The sequence below is a fragment of the Anaerolinea thermolimosa genome, from assembly GCF_001050195.2.
Lineage (GTDB): Bacteria > Chloroflexota > Anaerolineae > Anaerolineales > Anaerolineaceae > Anaerolinea > Anaerolinea thermolimosa.
Genome location: NZ_DF967965.1, coordinates 771489 through 787072, shown reverse-complemented (window position 1 = coordinate 787072; position 15584 = coordinate 771489). Strand labels below are relative to the sequence as shown.

At 53.6% G+C, this 15584-nt stretch carries 13 protein-coding genes; 4 read left to right on the top strand and 9 right to left on the bottom strand.

Annotated features, from left to right (window positions below):
• Positions 1-113: 113 nt before the first annotated feature.
• Both add and ATHL_RS03645 read right to left on the bottom strand, forming a co-directional pair.
• Positions 114-1127, bottom strand: a complete 1014-nt coding sequence (gene add / locus ATHL_RS03650; protein WP_062189908.1) for an adenosine deaminase — start codon at positions 1125-1127, stop codon at positions 114-116.
• 20 nt (positions 1128-1147) lie between these two features.
• Positions 1148-1678, bottom strand: a complete 531-nt coding sequence (locus ATHL_RS03645; protein ID WP_062189906.1) for a PH domain-containing protein — start codon at positions 1676-1678, stop codon at positions 1148-1150.
• Between the two features lie 255 nt (positions 1679-1933).
• Here ATHL_RS03645 and ATHL_RS03640 point away from each other — a divergent pair, with 255 nt between their 5' ends.
• Positions 1934-3406 carry a glycosyltransferase gene (locus ATHL_RS03640; RefSeq protein ID WP_062189904.1) on the top strand — a complete coding sequence of 491 codons (1473 nt, stop codon included), beginning with the start codon at positions 1934-1936 and terminating at the stop codon, positions 3404-3406.
• A 22-nt stretch (positions 3407-3428) separates the two neighbouring features.
• On the opposite strand, the gene ATHL_RS03635 is transcribed toward ATHL_RS03640, so the two are convergent.
• Entirely contained in the window at positions 3429-5027 is a 1599-nt protein-coding gene (locus tag ATHL_RS03635) for a protein O-mannosyl-transferase family (RefSeq protein WP_062189902.1), read from the bottom strand.
• 123 nt (positions 5028-5150) lie between these two features.
• Here ATHL_RS03635 and ATHL_RS03630 point away from each other — a divergent pair, with 123 nt between their 5' ends.
• Complete coding sequence (locus tag ATHL_RS03630; protein ID WP_062189900.1) at positions 5151-5888, top strand: hypothetical protein; 738 nt, start codon at positions 5151-5153, stop codon at positions 5886-5888.
• A 226-nt stretch (positions 5889-6114) separates the two neighbouring features.
• Here the strand turns inward: ATHL_RS03630 and ATHL_RS03625 are convergent, their stop codons facing one another.
• Genes ATHL_RS03625 through ATHL_RS03605 form a run of 5 tightly spaced genes read right to left on the bottom strand, consistent with a single transcriptional unit; the run spans position 6115 to position 9635 of the window.
• Entirely contained in the window at positions 6115-6768 is a 654-nt protein-coding gene (locus tag ATHL_RS03625; RefSeq protein ID WP_062189898.1) for a hypothetical protein, read from the bottom strand.
• Between the two features lie 6 nt (positions 6769-6774).
• Positions 6775-6993 (bottom strand): hypothetical protein, encoded by a 219-nt coding sequence (locus ATHL_RS03620; protein WP_062189896.1) that lies wholly within the window; start codon positions 6991-6993, stop codon positions 6775-6777.
• 13 nt (positions 6994-7006) lie between these two features.
• The gene (locus ATHL_RS03615) at positions 7007-7225 is read right to left on the bottom strand and encodes a hypothetical protein (protein WP_062189894.1); all 219 of its coding nucleotides are present in this window, start codon (positions 7223-7225) and stop codon (positions 7007-7009) included.
• A 15-nt stretch (positions 7226-7240) separates the two neighbouring features.
• Positions 7241-8374, bottom strand: a complete 1134-nt coding sequence (gene ftsZ / locus ATHL_RS03610; RefSeq protein ID WP_062189892.1) for a cell division protein FtsZ — start codon at positions 8372-8374, stop codon at positions 7241-7243.
• Between the two features lie 4 nt (positions 8375-8378).
• Positions 8379-9635: a hypothetical protein gene (locus ATHL_RS03605; protein WP_062189890.1), complete on the bottom strand. Its 1257-nt coding sequence runs from the start codon at positions 9633-9635 to the stop codon at positions 8379-8381.
• Between the two features lie 119 nt (positions 9636-9754).
• Between ATHL_RS03605 and ATHL_RS03600 the strand changes: the two genes are divergently transcribed.
• The gene (locus ATHL_RS03600) at positions 9755-10675 is read left to right on the top strand and encodes an NAD-dependent epimerase/dehydratase family protein (RefSeq protein ID WP_062189887.1); all 921 of its coding nucleotides are present in this window, start codon (positions 9755-9757) and stop codon (positions 10673-10675) included.
• A gap of 4 nt (positions 10676-10679) precedes the next feature.
• Positions 10680-12101: a DUF3536 domain-containing protein gene (locus ATHL_RS03595; protein ID WP_062189885.1), complete on the top strand. Its 1422-nt coding sequence runs from the start codon at positions 10680-10682 to the stop codon at positions 12099-12101.
• Here the strand turns inward: ATHL_RS03595 and ATHL_RS03590 are convergent.
• Entirely contained in the window at positions 12093-15548 is a 3456-nt protein-coding gene (locus tag ATHL_RS03590; protein WP_062189883.1) for an alpha-amylase family glycosyl hydrolase, read from the bottom strand. The genes ATHL_RS03595 and ATHL_RS03590 overlap by 9 nt on opposite strands.
• Positions 15549-15584 lie beyond the last annotated feature (36 nt).

The following is a 15584-nucleotide window of genomic DNA, read 5'->3' as shown; positions in this document are numbered from 1 at the left end:
CCGAAGAAGTCTGGCCAGCCTCTCTTAACCGGGTTGTTTTTCAATCGTGAAAACTAACCAGTAACCCTTAAAGCCATTATTCCACCTTCAGGCAAGTAAAATACTTCTCGATTTCAAGAAAACCATTGCTCCATCATCATCCGTTTCGTCTCGTCAGGCAAGAAAGACGCCTCCAGAGCAAAACGGTTGCAGGCCGCAATCTCTTCCAGGCTCATCCCCAGCACCTCATGCGCAATACGATACTCATTATTTAAATTGGTATTCAATAATTCCGGATCATCTGAATTGATCGTGACTTTGATCCCCCGATCAAACAACTGCTTGAGTGGATGTTCTTCAATGCTCTTCACAGAACGCGTCAGGTAATTGCTCCAGGGGTTCACCTCCAGCGTGATACCCCGTTCTTTCACCATTTCGACCGCGGCATCATCCTCAATAATGTGAATACCATGCCCAATTCGCTCTGGATTCACCGCCCGGATCGTATCCATCACAAAAGATGCCGGGGTATCTTCTCCGCTATGCACCGTAATTTTCAGGCCTGCGTCCCTGGCGCGCAACATCTCTCGGGAAAACTCACGGATGGGATGCTCACGTTCTCCATCAGCCAGGTCAACACCACAGAGTACATCTTTATGTCGGATGGCCCAGTCCACCGTTCTTTTACAGGATTCAACTCCCAGACTGCGGGAAGTGATTACGATCAACCCGATTGCCATTCCCAACTGCGCCTCAGCCCGTTCTCTGGCACGCAAGATTCCCTCCAGCGCAGCATCCCAGTCTACCTGGTGACGGCTAAACACCCAGTCAGGAGAAAAACGAACCTCAAAAAGGCGGATGTTCTGCCGTGCCGCATCTTCAAACAGCTCATACGCGATTCGTTCCACCACAGCTGGCGACGTGAAGCTGTTTTGTGCCAGGGCAAAAGCATTCAATACCGACTGTAGATCATCCATCTGCTCATACACCCTCACAAAAGGCTCCAGATGGTCTGCATCTTCAGCAGGCAAAGGTAACCCGGCATCTCTGGCTATCTCAAAGAGTGTATTCGTTCGAATGGAGCCCTCCAGGTGGCAGTGCAACTCAACCTTGGGCATCGTGTTGTAAAGTGGGTCAAAGCATTTCATGCCGCTATCCTCAAGAGAAATTACATCTCCTCCCGGAAAATCAGGCCATATTTTCGCCGCGCTTCCAGCCACGCCCGCCGCAATATTTCGTATACCTCCTGAGGATCGCGAATATTGCGCAATACCAGCTCAGGGTTCGAGGGGTCGGCGCCCCGAATGTGCACATCGCCAATTCCCAGCAACCGCTCTCCTGCATTCTGTTGCACATCCATATCCTGAACGCGGATCAACTCGTAATTTTCAATCGCTCTGCCCAGCAATCCGGTGGTGACTTTAATGCGCTCACTGGTTAACACATAACGTTCAACCAGAGATAGAAACGGACGTCCCTCCCACAAAATCTTCTCTTCTTCTCCTAAATCCACCTGAGAAGGTAAAGCGGCCCCAGCATCGTCGAGAAAATCATTGATGACCAGAAGCATCTTATCGGTGATCGTCTCCACCAGCCGATTTTGATCTTCTTCACCCAGCGAGGATAAATTGACCCCACTTTGAGCGATAGCCTGCCACAGGCTCGCCTTAATTCTTGCCCGGGTTTCATCAATCGACATTTCAGCACCTCCTTATCTGGAATTAATCCAAGTGTACCTCATTTCGCCTGCCCGGCTTCCCGGGTTTCCCGGCAGATATCTGATTCACCATGGAATCCTCTATTCCCTGCCCGCCTTTTCGTATGCATTTCCGCCAGAGTCCTTTTAATACATTTCATATTAAAGTGGAGTAACATACAAATGCTAGTGGAATCTACCAACCAGTTAAAACCCTACCCTGTTGAAGTATAATTCGGCAGCAGGAGTTTTGACATTATGGCATGGTTATCCATCTTTCATAAACTGGCCTGGGTCTATGCAGTGCTCAATATTGTTCTGGCGCTGTTCAGCCTGAACATTTTGATCCTCTTGATCCTGGCGATCTTCCATCGAAGACCGCCGCAAATCCCCACCTCCACCGACCTCACCGAGTACCCATCGGTGCTGGTTCAACTGCCTGTTTACAACGAGCGTTTTGTGGTCGAACGGCTCATCAATGCTGCCGTCGCGCTTGATTACCCCCGCGACCGTCTGACCATTCAGGTGCTGGACGATTCAACCGACCAGACCAGCCTGATTGCTGAGACGATGGTCAATGTTCACCGCGAGCGCGGAATCAACATTCAATACCTTCACCGCGACAACCGAACTGGCTTTAAAGCCGGGGCACTGGCCGAAGGGTTACGCCATGCTTCCGGCGATCTGGTGGCAATCTTTGATGCCGATTTCATCCCCCCGTCTGATTTTCTCAAACGCCTGGTGCCTGAATTTTTAAGAGACCCCCGTGTGGGCATTGTTCAGGCCCGCTGGGAACACCTGAACCGTGATCAGAATGCCATCACTCACATCATTGCTTTAGGATTAGACCTGCATTTCGCCATAGATCAGATTGCCCGCAGCCGCAGTGGAATGTTAATGAATAGCAATGGTTCCGGGTGTATTTTGCGCCGGCAGTGTATTGAAGAGGCTGGTGGGTGGCAAAGTGACACGCTCGTTGAAGACACCGATCTGTCCTACCGAGCACAGCTTCAGGGCTGGAAGATCGTGTACCGACCCGATGTCACCGCACCGGGCGAATTACCCGCCACCATTCTGGCGTTCAAGCAACAGCAATTCCGTTGGGCCAAGGGCATCCTTCAGACCCTGATTAAGCTGGACTGGAAAATCATCACCTCACGCCGACCACCCCTACACAAATTGGGTGGCCTTGTTCATTTGAGTATGTACCTGGCCAGCCCCTTGATGTTGCTCTCCTTCCTGCTATCCCTGCCGGTGATCTTCCTCCATGGCAATTTACCTATCAACCTGGCTTTCCTCAGCGTGGTCGCCTTCATCCCGCCCATCGCCATTTTCTATTCCCAGGTCTCGCTGAGACGCGACTGGAAAAACTTTGTACTCTATTACCCGTTGCTTTCCCTGATTAGCATAGGGCTGTCCGTGACCCTTACCCGTGCAGCCTGGGAAGCCTTCACCGGGCGGCAGAGTCCATTTGTTCGAACTCCCAAATTCGCCGCCGCCAATGCGAAGCACGCCGATTATGCCCTCCCCCTCGACCAGGCGACCTACTGGGAGATGTTCTTCTGCCTTTATGGGTTAGGAACAGCCTCTATCGCACTCCATCGCGCTCCGCAAATTGTGCCCTTCCTGCTCCTTTATGCGCTGGGGTACGGGGTTACTGCTTTCCTCAGTATCCAGCAGTCTTCGAACCTCCGTCAAGCGCTTCGTGCCAGACCCATTCCGGGCAATTAAACCAACCGCACCACAGAAAAGCTCATGGCTTCAAAAGAAACAGGGGAATATCTCCATCTACCATTTGCAGATGACCCAGACTCTCCAGAACCGGGTCATTTTGAGTAAAGTAGATGGGGTGCTTACCCAAATTCTTTCGGAGATATTCCAGAGTCTGCGGAGAGAGCCTGCCATCGCTCCCAAAGGGATACATCTCATGAATACGCAAATCACTGCGGTTATGGTTTACACTGGCCGCGTACCACACGCCGTACAGCTTGTCCCAGCTTGTAAAGAGGATGGCATTGGGCTCTAAATGGTTCACGATGTTTTCCGCCGTCCATAACGGCGATTGCGGGTACTGAATCGGGTACGGATACCATTCCTGCCCACTCCCCAGCAAAAAGCTGATACGTTTTTCTTCCCAGGCCGTCGTTATCCGATGGATGGACGGTAACAGAGCAAATGTCAGCGCAAACACCCCCATGAACCCGGTTATGAGCATTCCCAGTTGTGGCTTTTTTAAGGCCTTTCCCAGCCAAGCGCCCGGCCAGGAAATTCCCACACCTGTGAGACTGAAAAGAAGGACGTAGCTGGAGATGTAGAACGTCTCAATATCGCCAATATTGTAGTTAACGATATATACGATTATCCCAAGCCAACCCACCCCGAGGAGAAGACCCTCCGGCCAGCCGCCTTTTTTCCCCCAGAGAGATCGGATGAACAAAGCCGCCCAACCTGCAACCGCCAGAATCACCACTGGCCATGGGAACCACTCGGTTAACCGGCTGAAATATCCCTGTACATGAGCCTCCACCTCAGGTGGAGACATGCTAAACATCTGTCTGCGCCACTGGGCGGCCAGGAAAAGATACTCGAAGCGACGAAGAGGCGAATTAAAATCTTCCCATCGATACCCCCATAGATCGTTCATGGGGCGCACCACTTCGGTAAAGGTTGCCGGCGTTTGGTAAGAATCCAGAATAAAAAAAGCCGCCAGAAAGAGCAACACCCCTGCCACCGCTCCGGCGATTGCTCCAACCCACCCCCGCCTGTCACAGCGGGTGAGTAATAAGAAGAGAAAGATTCCGGGTGCTACAAGAACGACGGTATTATGCACCCCAAGGCTTAACCCCCCGAGCAATCCCGCCAGAAACAGAAACCGAACCTTCCCCGTATTCTTCCACAACAAGACCAACCAGAGAACGGCACTAAGAAACGCCGCTCCTGCCGTATAAACCTCTGCAATAACAGCATGCCACCAGAAAATAAAGCTGATCCCTAAAGCCACCGGTCCTGCCAGGCTTGCCAGCCTCCCGGCGCCGAGGTTTCGCCCAATGGCAAACATGAAAACCAGCGTCAGTGAGGCCATGATGGCCGAAAGCAAATTCACCCGGTAGGCTACACTTTCAAACGGCAACAAAACAAAAAGCCTGCCCAGAAGCAGATAAATCGGGTAACTTGTAGCATGGGCCAGTCCCGGGGTGTATGAGAGCGCCTGAAACTCGGCACTGTCTCCCAGGAGCAGCGAGGGTGCCAGCGTGCGGAGATACAGAATGCTGGCGAGGAGAAATAACAGGGCTCCTACAAAAACATCCAAACGGGTTGCCTTGATCGTCGTGTCATCTTTGCCTTCAGCCATGCTGACTCCCCAAAATAGAGTTATCCAATTCTACATGATGTGCATCCAACCGATACAACTTTTTAAGAGAAGCAGACGTATATCCATTCAAAAGATCTTCAGGTTCTCTACTTCGAGGTGTATATGACCAACGCCATTCCCCCATCCAATGCAGGTAATCGCCGTCGCCGAAACCGCATCTTTTTGGGATTCATACTGATCCTGGCTGGTTTCCTGCTCCTGTTACAGCGTTTTACTGCTTTTGAGTTCCGAAACTGGTGGGCTTTATTTCTTCTCATCCCTGCGCTTGGCGCCCTCTCAACCGGCTGGCTGATCTACCAAAACACCGGAAGCATTAACGAAAGTGTGCGTGGCAGCCTCAATGGAAGCCTGCTTCTCCTTACCATCGCAGTCATGTTCCTTGCCAACCTGGATTGGGCGATCTGGTGGCCTCTGGTTGTGATCGTGCCAGGCATGGTATTAATCCTCAACGGCTTCCCCCTTCCGGGAAGCTCCGAACGCGAACGTCCTCTGGCCCTTCGCCTTCATCGTCCCTGGATTGGATGGAGCGGTTTAGGGGCGTTGTTCCTCGGCGTCGGCTTTCTACTTAACCAGCTCGGCATTTTCAACCCTGCTGTGATTCTTCCTAACTGGTGGGCCGTTGCCATCCTCATCCCGGCTTTCGGAGGTATCCTCACAGCATTTCGGCTGCTGGCATCGGGCAACGGTTTTAAATGGGCCGCCATCAGCAACCTCCTGACTACATTTACCTTTGGAGTAGTCGGGGTGATCGCCCTTACCGGGCTGGATTGGAATCTTCTCTTCCCAATTTTCATCATTGCCACCGGTATCCTCCTGCTGCTGGGAGTCTTCCGCAGATAACGCGATCCACGAACTCTCCCCATCCCTTCTGAGATGAGCCATCCATACGCAAATGACGCCAGAGAACGTTCGCTCTTCAAAATGGAGGATTGTTATCTCATTAAGAGTTGAATTAGAACCCCCAAAAACCCTTCACAAACCAGAAAATTGGAATATAATAACAATCGACGCAGCTCTGGATGCCCCCCTCATCCAGAGTTGCGTCCGTTTTTACTCATAAAACTCTTTACTGGCTTGCAAGCTCACAACGCAGCGGGGAATGAGAAGAAATCAGGCCACTCCATTCGGCCATCAAATCATCAAATGCAAGGTTCGTTTGCAAATGCTCGGTAAAGGTTAGCCAGTTAAAGTCGGGCAGGCTCATTTTCGGCTCTGAGTTCAATACAGCACATCCCCATTGTAAAATGTCCGCATCCTCTGACGTGTTCACTTTTCCAAAGGTGCTCTGAACCCAGGCGCCGACCTGGCTCATGCCTTCATCATCCACTACAAAGAAAGCCGAGGTTTTCACCCCCTGCTCTTCCAGTCTTCTGAGAAAACCCGGCGCAGGTTCTCCCCGGTTGGTAAGGCCAAAAGCCTGACTTATTTTCTGTCCCCGCTGAGGCACATCAGAATCGGGGTACAAACGTAAAAAAGTAAGCGCGGTTTGGCTTTCCGAACGGTATCGCAAGATCACCCAGACCGAACGCAAAACGGGCTGCTGCGACTTGAGGTCATCTACATGCACGAGAAGAAGATTGTTCTGACGCTCCTGAAGGGCGATTCTTCGCGCCAGAGGTAATCGGGATAACGAGTCAGCCCGATAGGCCAGGAGAAAGCCAATCAACGCAAAGGCCAGAAAACTCAACCCGGCCGATCCCCATAAAATAGTACGTTTCATATCCCGTTACCGCATCAAGACTACTATGCAGTAAAGTGTGAAACCGGCCAGCATCCCGCAGATTCCGCTTGCCGCCAGCGTAGAAAGCCAGACAGGTAAATCCTGAAGGTAGTCCTTTAGCCTTCCTTTTTTCAGGGCCATCCGTAGCGGGCGAGCAAGCGATAAAGTTTGAATGGCAAACTGACAGGCAAACAATTCAGCTCGATAGGATAATCGGTGATTCATATCTATCACTCCCCTAGTGAGAGGTCGTTATCTTGAGGATTTTTCCTTCCGCGCTGGCCACCACACGCACAGCACGCGGAAGACTTCGTCCATCGGCAACCGCTACCGATGTCTTGAAGACCAGGAGAAACTGGTTGTCAGGACGGGTTGTAATTTTCGGTTGCACCCCGTTCATTTCAGGGAACTTCCGGTACACCTGGTTGCAAATGGAAACGAGAGATGAGCGCTCCATACAGGATCCCCCTTTTTAGCGCACCCGCCGCCGCATGAATGCAGGCAGGTCAAGGTCCACAGCGGCCATTTCCTCATGTTCAGAAACGGCCTGGGGGACAGAAGATGCAGTGTGGCTGGCTTCAGGAGTTGAGACCCGCATTGCCGGAGATTGAGACGTAACCAGCGGGGTAGCTCCCAGGCCGGTGATAATCAAAATAACCTGGGCCCGATCCCGCATCCGGTCATCGGCAATCACCCCCGGAATTATGTCGGCGCGCCCGTGCGTTTTCTCCTGAAGATAGGTCATAGCTTCCATCAGTTCCATGAAGGTCAGATCCGAGCCGCCGGTAAAATTGGCCACAATACCGGTGGCTGAATCGACACTGATCGAATCCAACAGCGGATGATTCAATGCGTGTTCAACCGCCTTAAGCGCTTTACTGTTCCCTTCCCCAATACCGATGGAAAGCATGGACCCGCCGCCCATTTGCATCACCTGGCGGATGTGGGCAAAATCCACGTTGATCAGCCCCGGCTGGGTAATCAGCTCAGAGATACCCTGTACCCCCTGGCGAAGGACGTCATCCGCCATACGAAAAGCCAGATCCAGGGGTAGGTTCTGGGGTGCAATTTTCAACAGCTGATCATTGGGCACGGTGATCAACGTGTCGGCATGCGGCTGAAGTTTTGCCAGTCCTTCCCGGGCATTGCGTTGTCGCCGCCCAATTTCAAAAGAGAACGGCATCGTCACCACCGCAACGGTTACCGCCCCCACCGTGCGCGCCGCCCGGGCCGCCACAGCAATGGAGCCTGTACCTGTGCCGCCACCCATCCCCGCAGTGAGAAACACCATATCAGCACCACGCAGGGCTTCACAGAGGGCCGGGAAACTCTCTTCAGCCGCCGCCTCACCAACTGCGGGGTTTCCGCCCGCCCCCAGCCCACGAGTGGTACGCGGGCCCAGGCATATTTTTTTCGGCGCCAGGCTTTGCTGTAGAGCCTGCATGTCGGTGTTTGCCGCAATAAACTCGGCACCTTTGAGATCAAGTTCGATCATGCGGTTGACCGCATTCGAACCGCCGCCACCCAGCCCGATAATCTTTAAAATGGGCTGGCGCGTTGTCAGGGGAGTGTGTTGAACGGGTCTGGTCGGGATCATGGTAGTCATTGGCTCACCTCTCTGCCAGTAAGGATGCAAGACTTGTGCCACGAGCCTCAATGCGCTCCACTTTACAGCCAGCAAAACGGAGATGATCGAGAGCGCTTTCGGGAATTTCTCCTTCAGTGGCCAGCACTGTGACCGATTCAGCCAGGGCTGCTTCGGCGAGCGAGAATCCAACCGTCGGCTGGTACTTGCGGATGAAGGGTTTAATCGCGTCTAAATGCCATTCGGGAACACCCCACTCGTATACCGGTAACAGCAGGTAATGATGGATGGGATGGGCTCCGTTCAGGCCAGCCGGTGCTCCCCCAGTAACCACCCGATCACGGATTTTTTGTAGTACAGCCCCCAGGAGTTGTACCGATTCATCGCGTGGGCTACCGGCCATTCGAATGGCCCCCCCGAGAATACACCCCGGAAAAGGTGGTAACTTACCTTCGGGCGCTTCTGCTTCGTCCACCGGTTCTCCCTGAAGGAGACAGGCGATGTTTTCTGCCAGTTCTACAGGACAGGCCGATTGTTCGCCCGGCGACCCGGCCTCAAAGAGGAAGAGCGGGAGTTCACGCCCCACGGTCGATCTGGAAATTTCCCGGTACCAGTCAAAGATCCCCAGCCCGCGTTGATCCTGACTACCCTGAGGGGTAAGATAGGGTCGGGCCTCAGGCCAGCGTTCTGCGCCCCCCCATCCCCAGCTGACAGGTCGCCCAAACGACCAGGCATAGGCGCTCACACCAAGTCCATTCTGAACCAACCCCGGCTTCCGGCGCAACACCCCCTGCAGTGTGGCACGAAGGAAGGCCGTATCCCAGTAACTTCCACCTGGCTCCAGGGGTGGAAGCATTGGGATCATACCCACCTGCCAGGCAGCCTCCGCCAGCGGTAAAAAGCGATCCAGGAATCTTTCTACCAGATCGTGCTGTGTCCAGGCCGCCGGAGGCCACACTGCGCTCGAATTCGGGCGGTCGAAGAACACCACATACCGCACTCCCCATCGTGCATAAGCCCGAAGGAGGGGTTCCAGTTCGGCTGGCCTGGGAGCCGGGTCGAGAGAAAGCTTGAAATGAAGCAGTGGCCTGACGCCAATTTCCAGAATACCTCGCAGAAACACCTCAGGGATAGCCCGGGAACCATCAGTCTCCAGAACAAGCCAGCTCGCACCTGTCTGAATCAGAAGTGGTTTCCAGCATTCCAGGTCAGCCACACGGGTAGGTTCATCAGGTGGATAATGCAGGCCAAGGCGGTTCTTCGGGGAAACAGGACGATCCATGGGGATGCTCCTTCTATACCGGTGAGGAGTTCGGTTCCAGAATGCGAAACCTTACAATTCTGTAGCAAGGATCGTGCCAGATTGCCCTTTCAAAGGCACCTTTGTTATAATGAAACCGCATGATTCTGGTAACCGGCGGTACAGGTTTCATCGGGAAGGCATTGATCCGCCATCTGGTGGAGATGGGATATCAGGTGCGGCTTCTCATTCGCCCTTCCCAGCGTTCCCCCAGGCTTCCGCTGAGTGTGCCGGTAGAGGTGGTCATTTGTGCATTAACCGATGAGCGGGGATTAAGAGCAGCCATGCGCGGGGTAAAAGCTGTGTTCCATCTCGCAAGTGCAGAAAGAGACGGTGCCCGCGCTGATTTCCAGGGTGTTGATATCGAAGGAAGCCAGGTCGTCGCCCGTGCCGCTGCCGACGCGCGCGTTCAACGGCTTCTATACCTCAGCCATCTCGGAGCCGATCGGGCTTCAGCATTCCCGATTCTCAAGGCAAAAGGAATCGCCGAACGATTCCTCCTGCAAAGTGGCGTGCCCTGTACTATTTTCCGCTCAGCTGTCGTTTTCGGCGAGGGAGACCGGTTCACAACCGCTCTGGCACAACTTCTGCGCATGTCCCCCGGAATCTTCCTCCTCCCGGGAGAAGGCGCTACCTTCCTGCAACCCATCTGGGTTGAGGACCTGGTCACAGCCCTGATTCTGGCCATGGAAGACCCCCATTGCGCCGGGCAAACCTATTCCCTGGGTGGACCGGAGTACCTGACCTTCCGGCAGGTGACCGGGCTGGTCGCTCAAGCCGCAGGGATCCGTCGATGGCTGGTGCCGGTTTCTCCCGGTTATTTACGTTTACTGGCCGTCTGGGCAGATCATCTCAATCCCAATTTTCCGATGGGCACCTTCTGGCTCGATTATCTCGCCGCAGACCGCACCTGTGACCTGGATACCCTCCCCCGTGTCTTTGGCCTGATGCCTGAACGTTTTGCTCACCAGCTGCACTATCTGCGTCCGCAAGGCTCTATTTTATCGATTGCAAGGGATTAAGCACATGCCTCAACGAGCTCTTTGTATTCATGGCCATTTTTACCAGCCCCCTCGAGAAGATCCCCTCACAGGTGAAATTCCCATCGAACCAGGGGCTGCTCCTTACCGAAACTGGAACGAAAGAATCCACGCTCAGTGTTATTATCCCAACGCACTGTTAAGGAATTTCAACCGTATTAGCTTCAACATGGGGCCAACCCTGATGGAATGGATGTTTGACTTCGACCCCGAAACCGAAGCCAACATCATTCAACAGGAGAGAGATAACCTGGAAGCTCACGGGGTCGGGAATGCCATGGCCCAGGCCTACAACCACACCATTTTACCCCTGGCAAAGTACCACGATAAAGTTACTCAGGTGCGGTGGGGAATATCCGATTTCGAGCTACGCTTTGGGCATTCTCCTGAAGGGATGTGGTTGCCAGAAACTGCCGCCGATGACGAAACCCTGGAAGTCCTCGCTGACTGCGGAATCCGATTCACCATTCTGGCGCCCTGGCAGGCCACACTCAGCCCCATAGATACTCGCAGACCCTATCGGGTTCCGCTTTCAAAAGGCCGGGAAATGATCGTCTTTTTCTATAACCAGGAGTTGAGCACCCGCGTCAGCTTTGACCCGGCTTCAACTGTCAACGCCGACCGCTTCCTCAACGAATTGGTTCTTCCGGAGTTTCGCCAGGAAGGCGAACCCGATGGAGATGACGAACTGGTGCTGATCGCCTCGGATGGTGAACTCTACGGTCATCATCAGCCCTTCCGGGACAAATTCCTGGCCTATCTGACAGATGGCGCTCTAAAAAACCGGGCCGTCGAGTTGACCTACCCGGGGCTCTGGCTTAAAAATCATCCTGTCACCGAAACCGTTTCCATCCGGCAGGGCACCTCCTGGAGCTGTCTGCATGGTGTATTGCGCTGGTCAGGAGTTTGCAATTGTACTCCCCACAGTGAGTGGAAAGCTCCCTTTCGCCAGGCCCTGGATAAGCTTGCCGATGCCATTGATGGGGAATACCTCAAACTGGTAGACGGCCGCATGCAAGACCCCTGGGAGTTGCGCCATCGTTATATTCGCGTGATTCATGCCGAGCTTGGTCTTGAAGACCTGATCAAAGAACTGACCGGTCATTCCGTTTCAGAGAAGGACATCATGCGCATCCACACCATGCTCCGGGCGCAATACGAACGGCAGCGTATGTTTACTTCTTGCGGCTGGTTTTTTGACGACTTTGACCGCATTGAACCTCGCAATAACGTGGCTTATGCCGCCCAGGCCGTCCTACTAACCAAACAGGCCACCGGCGCCGATCTTTCATTGCTGGCTGAAGATGCGCTTTCCAGGGTAAGTAGCTGGAGAACCGGCCTGAGAGCTGACGAAGTATTCCGCAACCACCTGAAACGTGCCGCCGAATCCTGGAATCGCCTACCCTGATAGACGTTCTACCAGATACCCACTCGCCTTTCCTGCCTTGAGCAGTCTCCGGGCAATCTGGTACCCCTGCAGAACCCGTTCTGTGAGCAGGCTGGCTCCAGCCCCGGGGACGATCAGAGCTTCGAACACCGCCAGCAACATCATCCACCAGACCAACTCTTCAAAGGCCTCTTTATTGAACCAGAGCTTTTCCTGATAGCGATTGACCCCAAGGAAACGGCGGATGGCATCATCAGAGAGCCAGGTCGAAAGCACCTTTGAAAGAGGTTGCCCCCCCAGAGATGAAAACCAGTTTTGGTGTTCTGTAAGCAATTTAACCAGCTCGACGGAACGCGACGATTGAAAGTCATCGAACCCCAGGCTACGGAAGGTGTCTCCAAGGGTCACAGCTAACCGCCACTCATCCAGCCAGGAACGCGAAAGGGGAGCATACTGTTCCTCATTAACCAGTTTCCCCAAACCTCGCACAAATAACCAGCTCAGGAAAACCAGCCAGCGCTGGTCACCTTGCCGGCTCAACCCGGAAGAAAGATACCGCAGCCCGCTGGCATACGTTCTGGAACCCGGCAAGGGATACTTCTCACCGAGAATGGGAAGGTGAAGGGCGGCTTCCAGGCTGGCCCGGAACTCAGCCGCCAGAGAAGATACATCACGTTGAATCCCAAGTTGATAACACGCCCCTTCCAGAAGATGGGTGTACCTGGTTGCCGCCTCAGAGAGAAGCCCGGCAGGAATCTCACGCGAAGGTTCGGTCACCCGATGCTCGAGAAGATAGCCAAGATAGCCGGGATTGACTAATTCGCGGAAGGGGTTCAACACTGACTGTACGATTAACTCACGTAACGCTTCAGCGATGCTGGGAACCCCCCTCCCCTGCAGGGTCTCTGCCAGCTGGCGGTAAGAGGCGCCAGAATCATCCTGCACCTGGTAAAAGTCAAGAAATACATGGTATTCATAGGCATGGAGGGTAAGGAATAACCCATTTTGGGCCAATTCACGGTTCGAGAAGATATGCTCAAGCCCGGTGATCTGATCACGGGCAATCGTGTACCAGCCCTCTTCATCCCGAATTTCCAGTCCTTCAGCCAGTGAGCGCTGAACGAGCGGGCGGTCTCCACCCGTCGCCTTGACGATAAACGACGCCGACATGCGAATCCATCCTGAGGTTTCAGCAAAGCGGTTATGCACCACCACCAGAGCACGCTGTTGACCCTGCCCGTTGCTGTAAGCCAGTACGTTTTCATCCACCCATCCTTCGGGGGTGTAGAAATCATACAAAAGGAAATGCTCCACCCCTGCAAAAAGGTCACGGCGATGCAGCAGTGGAGAAATTTCCCGCCGGTGTCGTTCCAGCAAGTATGGATCGGGTTGTTCATCCCAAAGGGGTTTCCGGAACTCCATGCCATATTTTTCGGCATACCCTTCAAGCTGACCATGGCCAAACATCGGCAACCCTGGCAGGGTTGCCATGAGGGTACAAACCCCAAAGTACTTGTCACCCTTACCAAACTGATCCACCGCTGTGCGTTCGTCAGGATTGTTCATGAAGTTAACGTAACGTTTGAGAATTTCGGGGTCGAATTCCAGAGTGTTCTTAATCAGGCTTCGATATTTCGCATTTTCCTCATTGCGTAACATATTCATAAAAGCGCTGTTATACACCCGGTGCATTCCCAGCGTCCGAACAAAATAACCCTCCATAAGCCAGAAAGCCTCGGCCAGGAGCAGTGTATCGGGGGCTTCTTGTGCCACTCGATCTACCACTTCACGCCAGAACTCGTTGGGAAAGGCCGCGTTAAATTCCTCTCTGGTCATCGCATGTTCTGCACGCGATGGAATCGCTCCGCCGGTGCCCGGTTCCGGGAACCATAAACGCTGGAAATGCCGCCTGGCCAGAGTCATCGCCGCATCGAAGCGGATGATCGGGAATCGCCGCGCCACAGCCAGGATCGTTTGAATGACGGCCTCGCGCACCTGAGGGTTCAGGTAGTTAAGTTGAGCTGTATCATTCCAGGGCATGCTCGTGCCATCATTCCCGTGATACACATAGCGTGTACGTCCGTCTCGATGATCGTACATCTTGAAAACCACAGCCGCATCCGTTCGGTCGAAGTAATGATCCTCGATATGAATGCTGACTGCCGGGTTGCTGGACAGATCTGGCCCATTGAAGGTGTAACCCGGGAAGGGGCTGTAATCAACCTGGATAAACCAGTCTGGATGATCTACCAGCCAGGGCGAATCGATTCCCATGTGGTTGGGCACCATATCAGAGGCCAGACGAATACCAAAACGCCAGGCACGTTCACGGAGGTTCTGAAAAGCTTCTTCACCACCCAGATCTGCGGCAATTGTATAGTCGTAAAGAGAATACGCTGAGGCAATTGCATCGGGGTTACCACATAATTGCTTAATGCGTGCCGAGGCCCTGCTTCGCTCCCATAAACCAATCAACCACAAGCCGCTGAACCCCCAGGAAGCCAGATCGGCCAGTTCTTCATCGGGAATCTGATCCAGACGGGTGATTGAACGCCGATACTTTTTGCTTAACTGATCAAGCCAGACGTAGGTATTCTTGGCCAGGAGAACCAGTCGCGGCATCCATTCTTTATCCGGGCTGAATGCTTCTACTTCCAGCTCGGCCAGCGCCGAGGCATCGTAGATCGGGAGCTGAGTTGGCCCCGGCCCCATAAAACCGCTCTTCTCTTCCTCCTTCAACAGGTCGAGACTGCTGAGAAGGCGATATAAAAAATGCCCAAGTAACTCCGCCCAATGCTCACGGATGTACTCCAGTTGGCCGGTCAGAGAATGCGGCACGCGAATAGCAGGAGTGCGCAGGAGAGTGATTAAATCTTGCCTTTCAGGGCCAAAGGGAGGCTGTTCTTTGAAAAACTCCTGAATTTCAGCCATGATCCGCGGATAGGCCGTCTCAGTGGCAAGATGAGACTCGTCGAAAAGCTCTAAAAACGGCTGACATGCCGGGTTACGGTTGGCTACCCAGAGCATGATCATTTCCTCAAGGAGCACCTCACGGTTGGGAATTCCCTCCGTGCTCCCTTCCAGGTATTCATCCAGGCTAACCTGCCCAAGATACACCGCCAGCGGCGGAAACTCGGCGGCAAATCGTACCAGAGCGCGCTCCACTTCGGCATCGCCGATGGATTGTTTCAACGCTTCCAGTGCCTGCACCATCACCCCGGGGCGCACCTCGCGGCGATACAACAACAGGATGTAATGAAGAATCTCGTCGATCAGACCAAGGGCATTGATCTGGCCAGCACGTACCGCCTGTTCAGGGTAATGTACCAGATCGCGTTGCTGGTTGATCTTTTGCGCAAAAAGTCGGGCCGCATGAAAATTGGCAAAGACCACGTTGCCCGATAACGAAAAGAGCGCCTTATCGAATTCATACCGATCCCGGGCCTGCCTCGAAACGTGAAACTCCATGCAACCTCCTGCATTTGAGAACCGCGAAACCTTAAA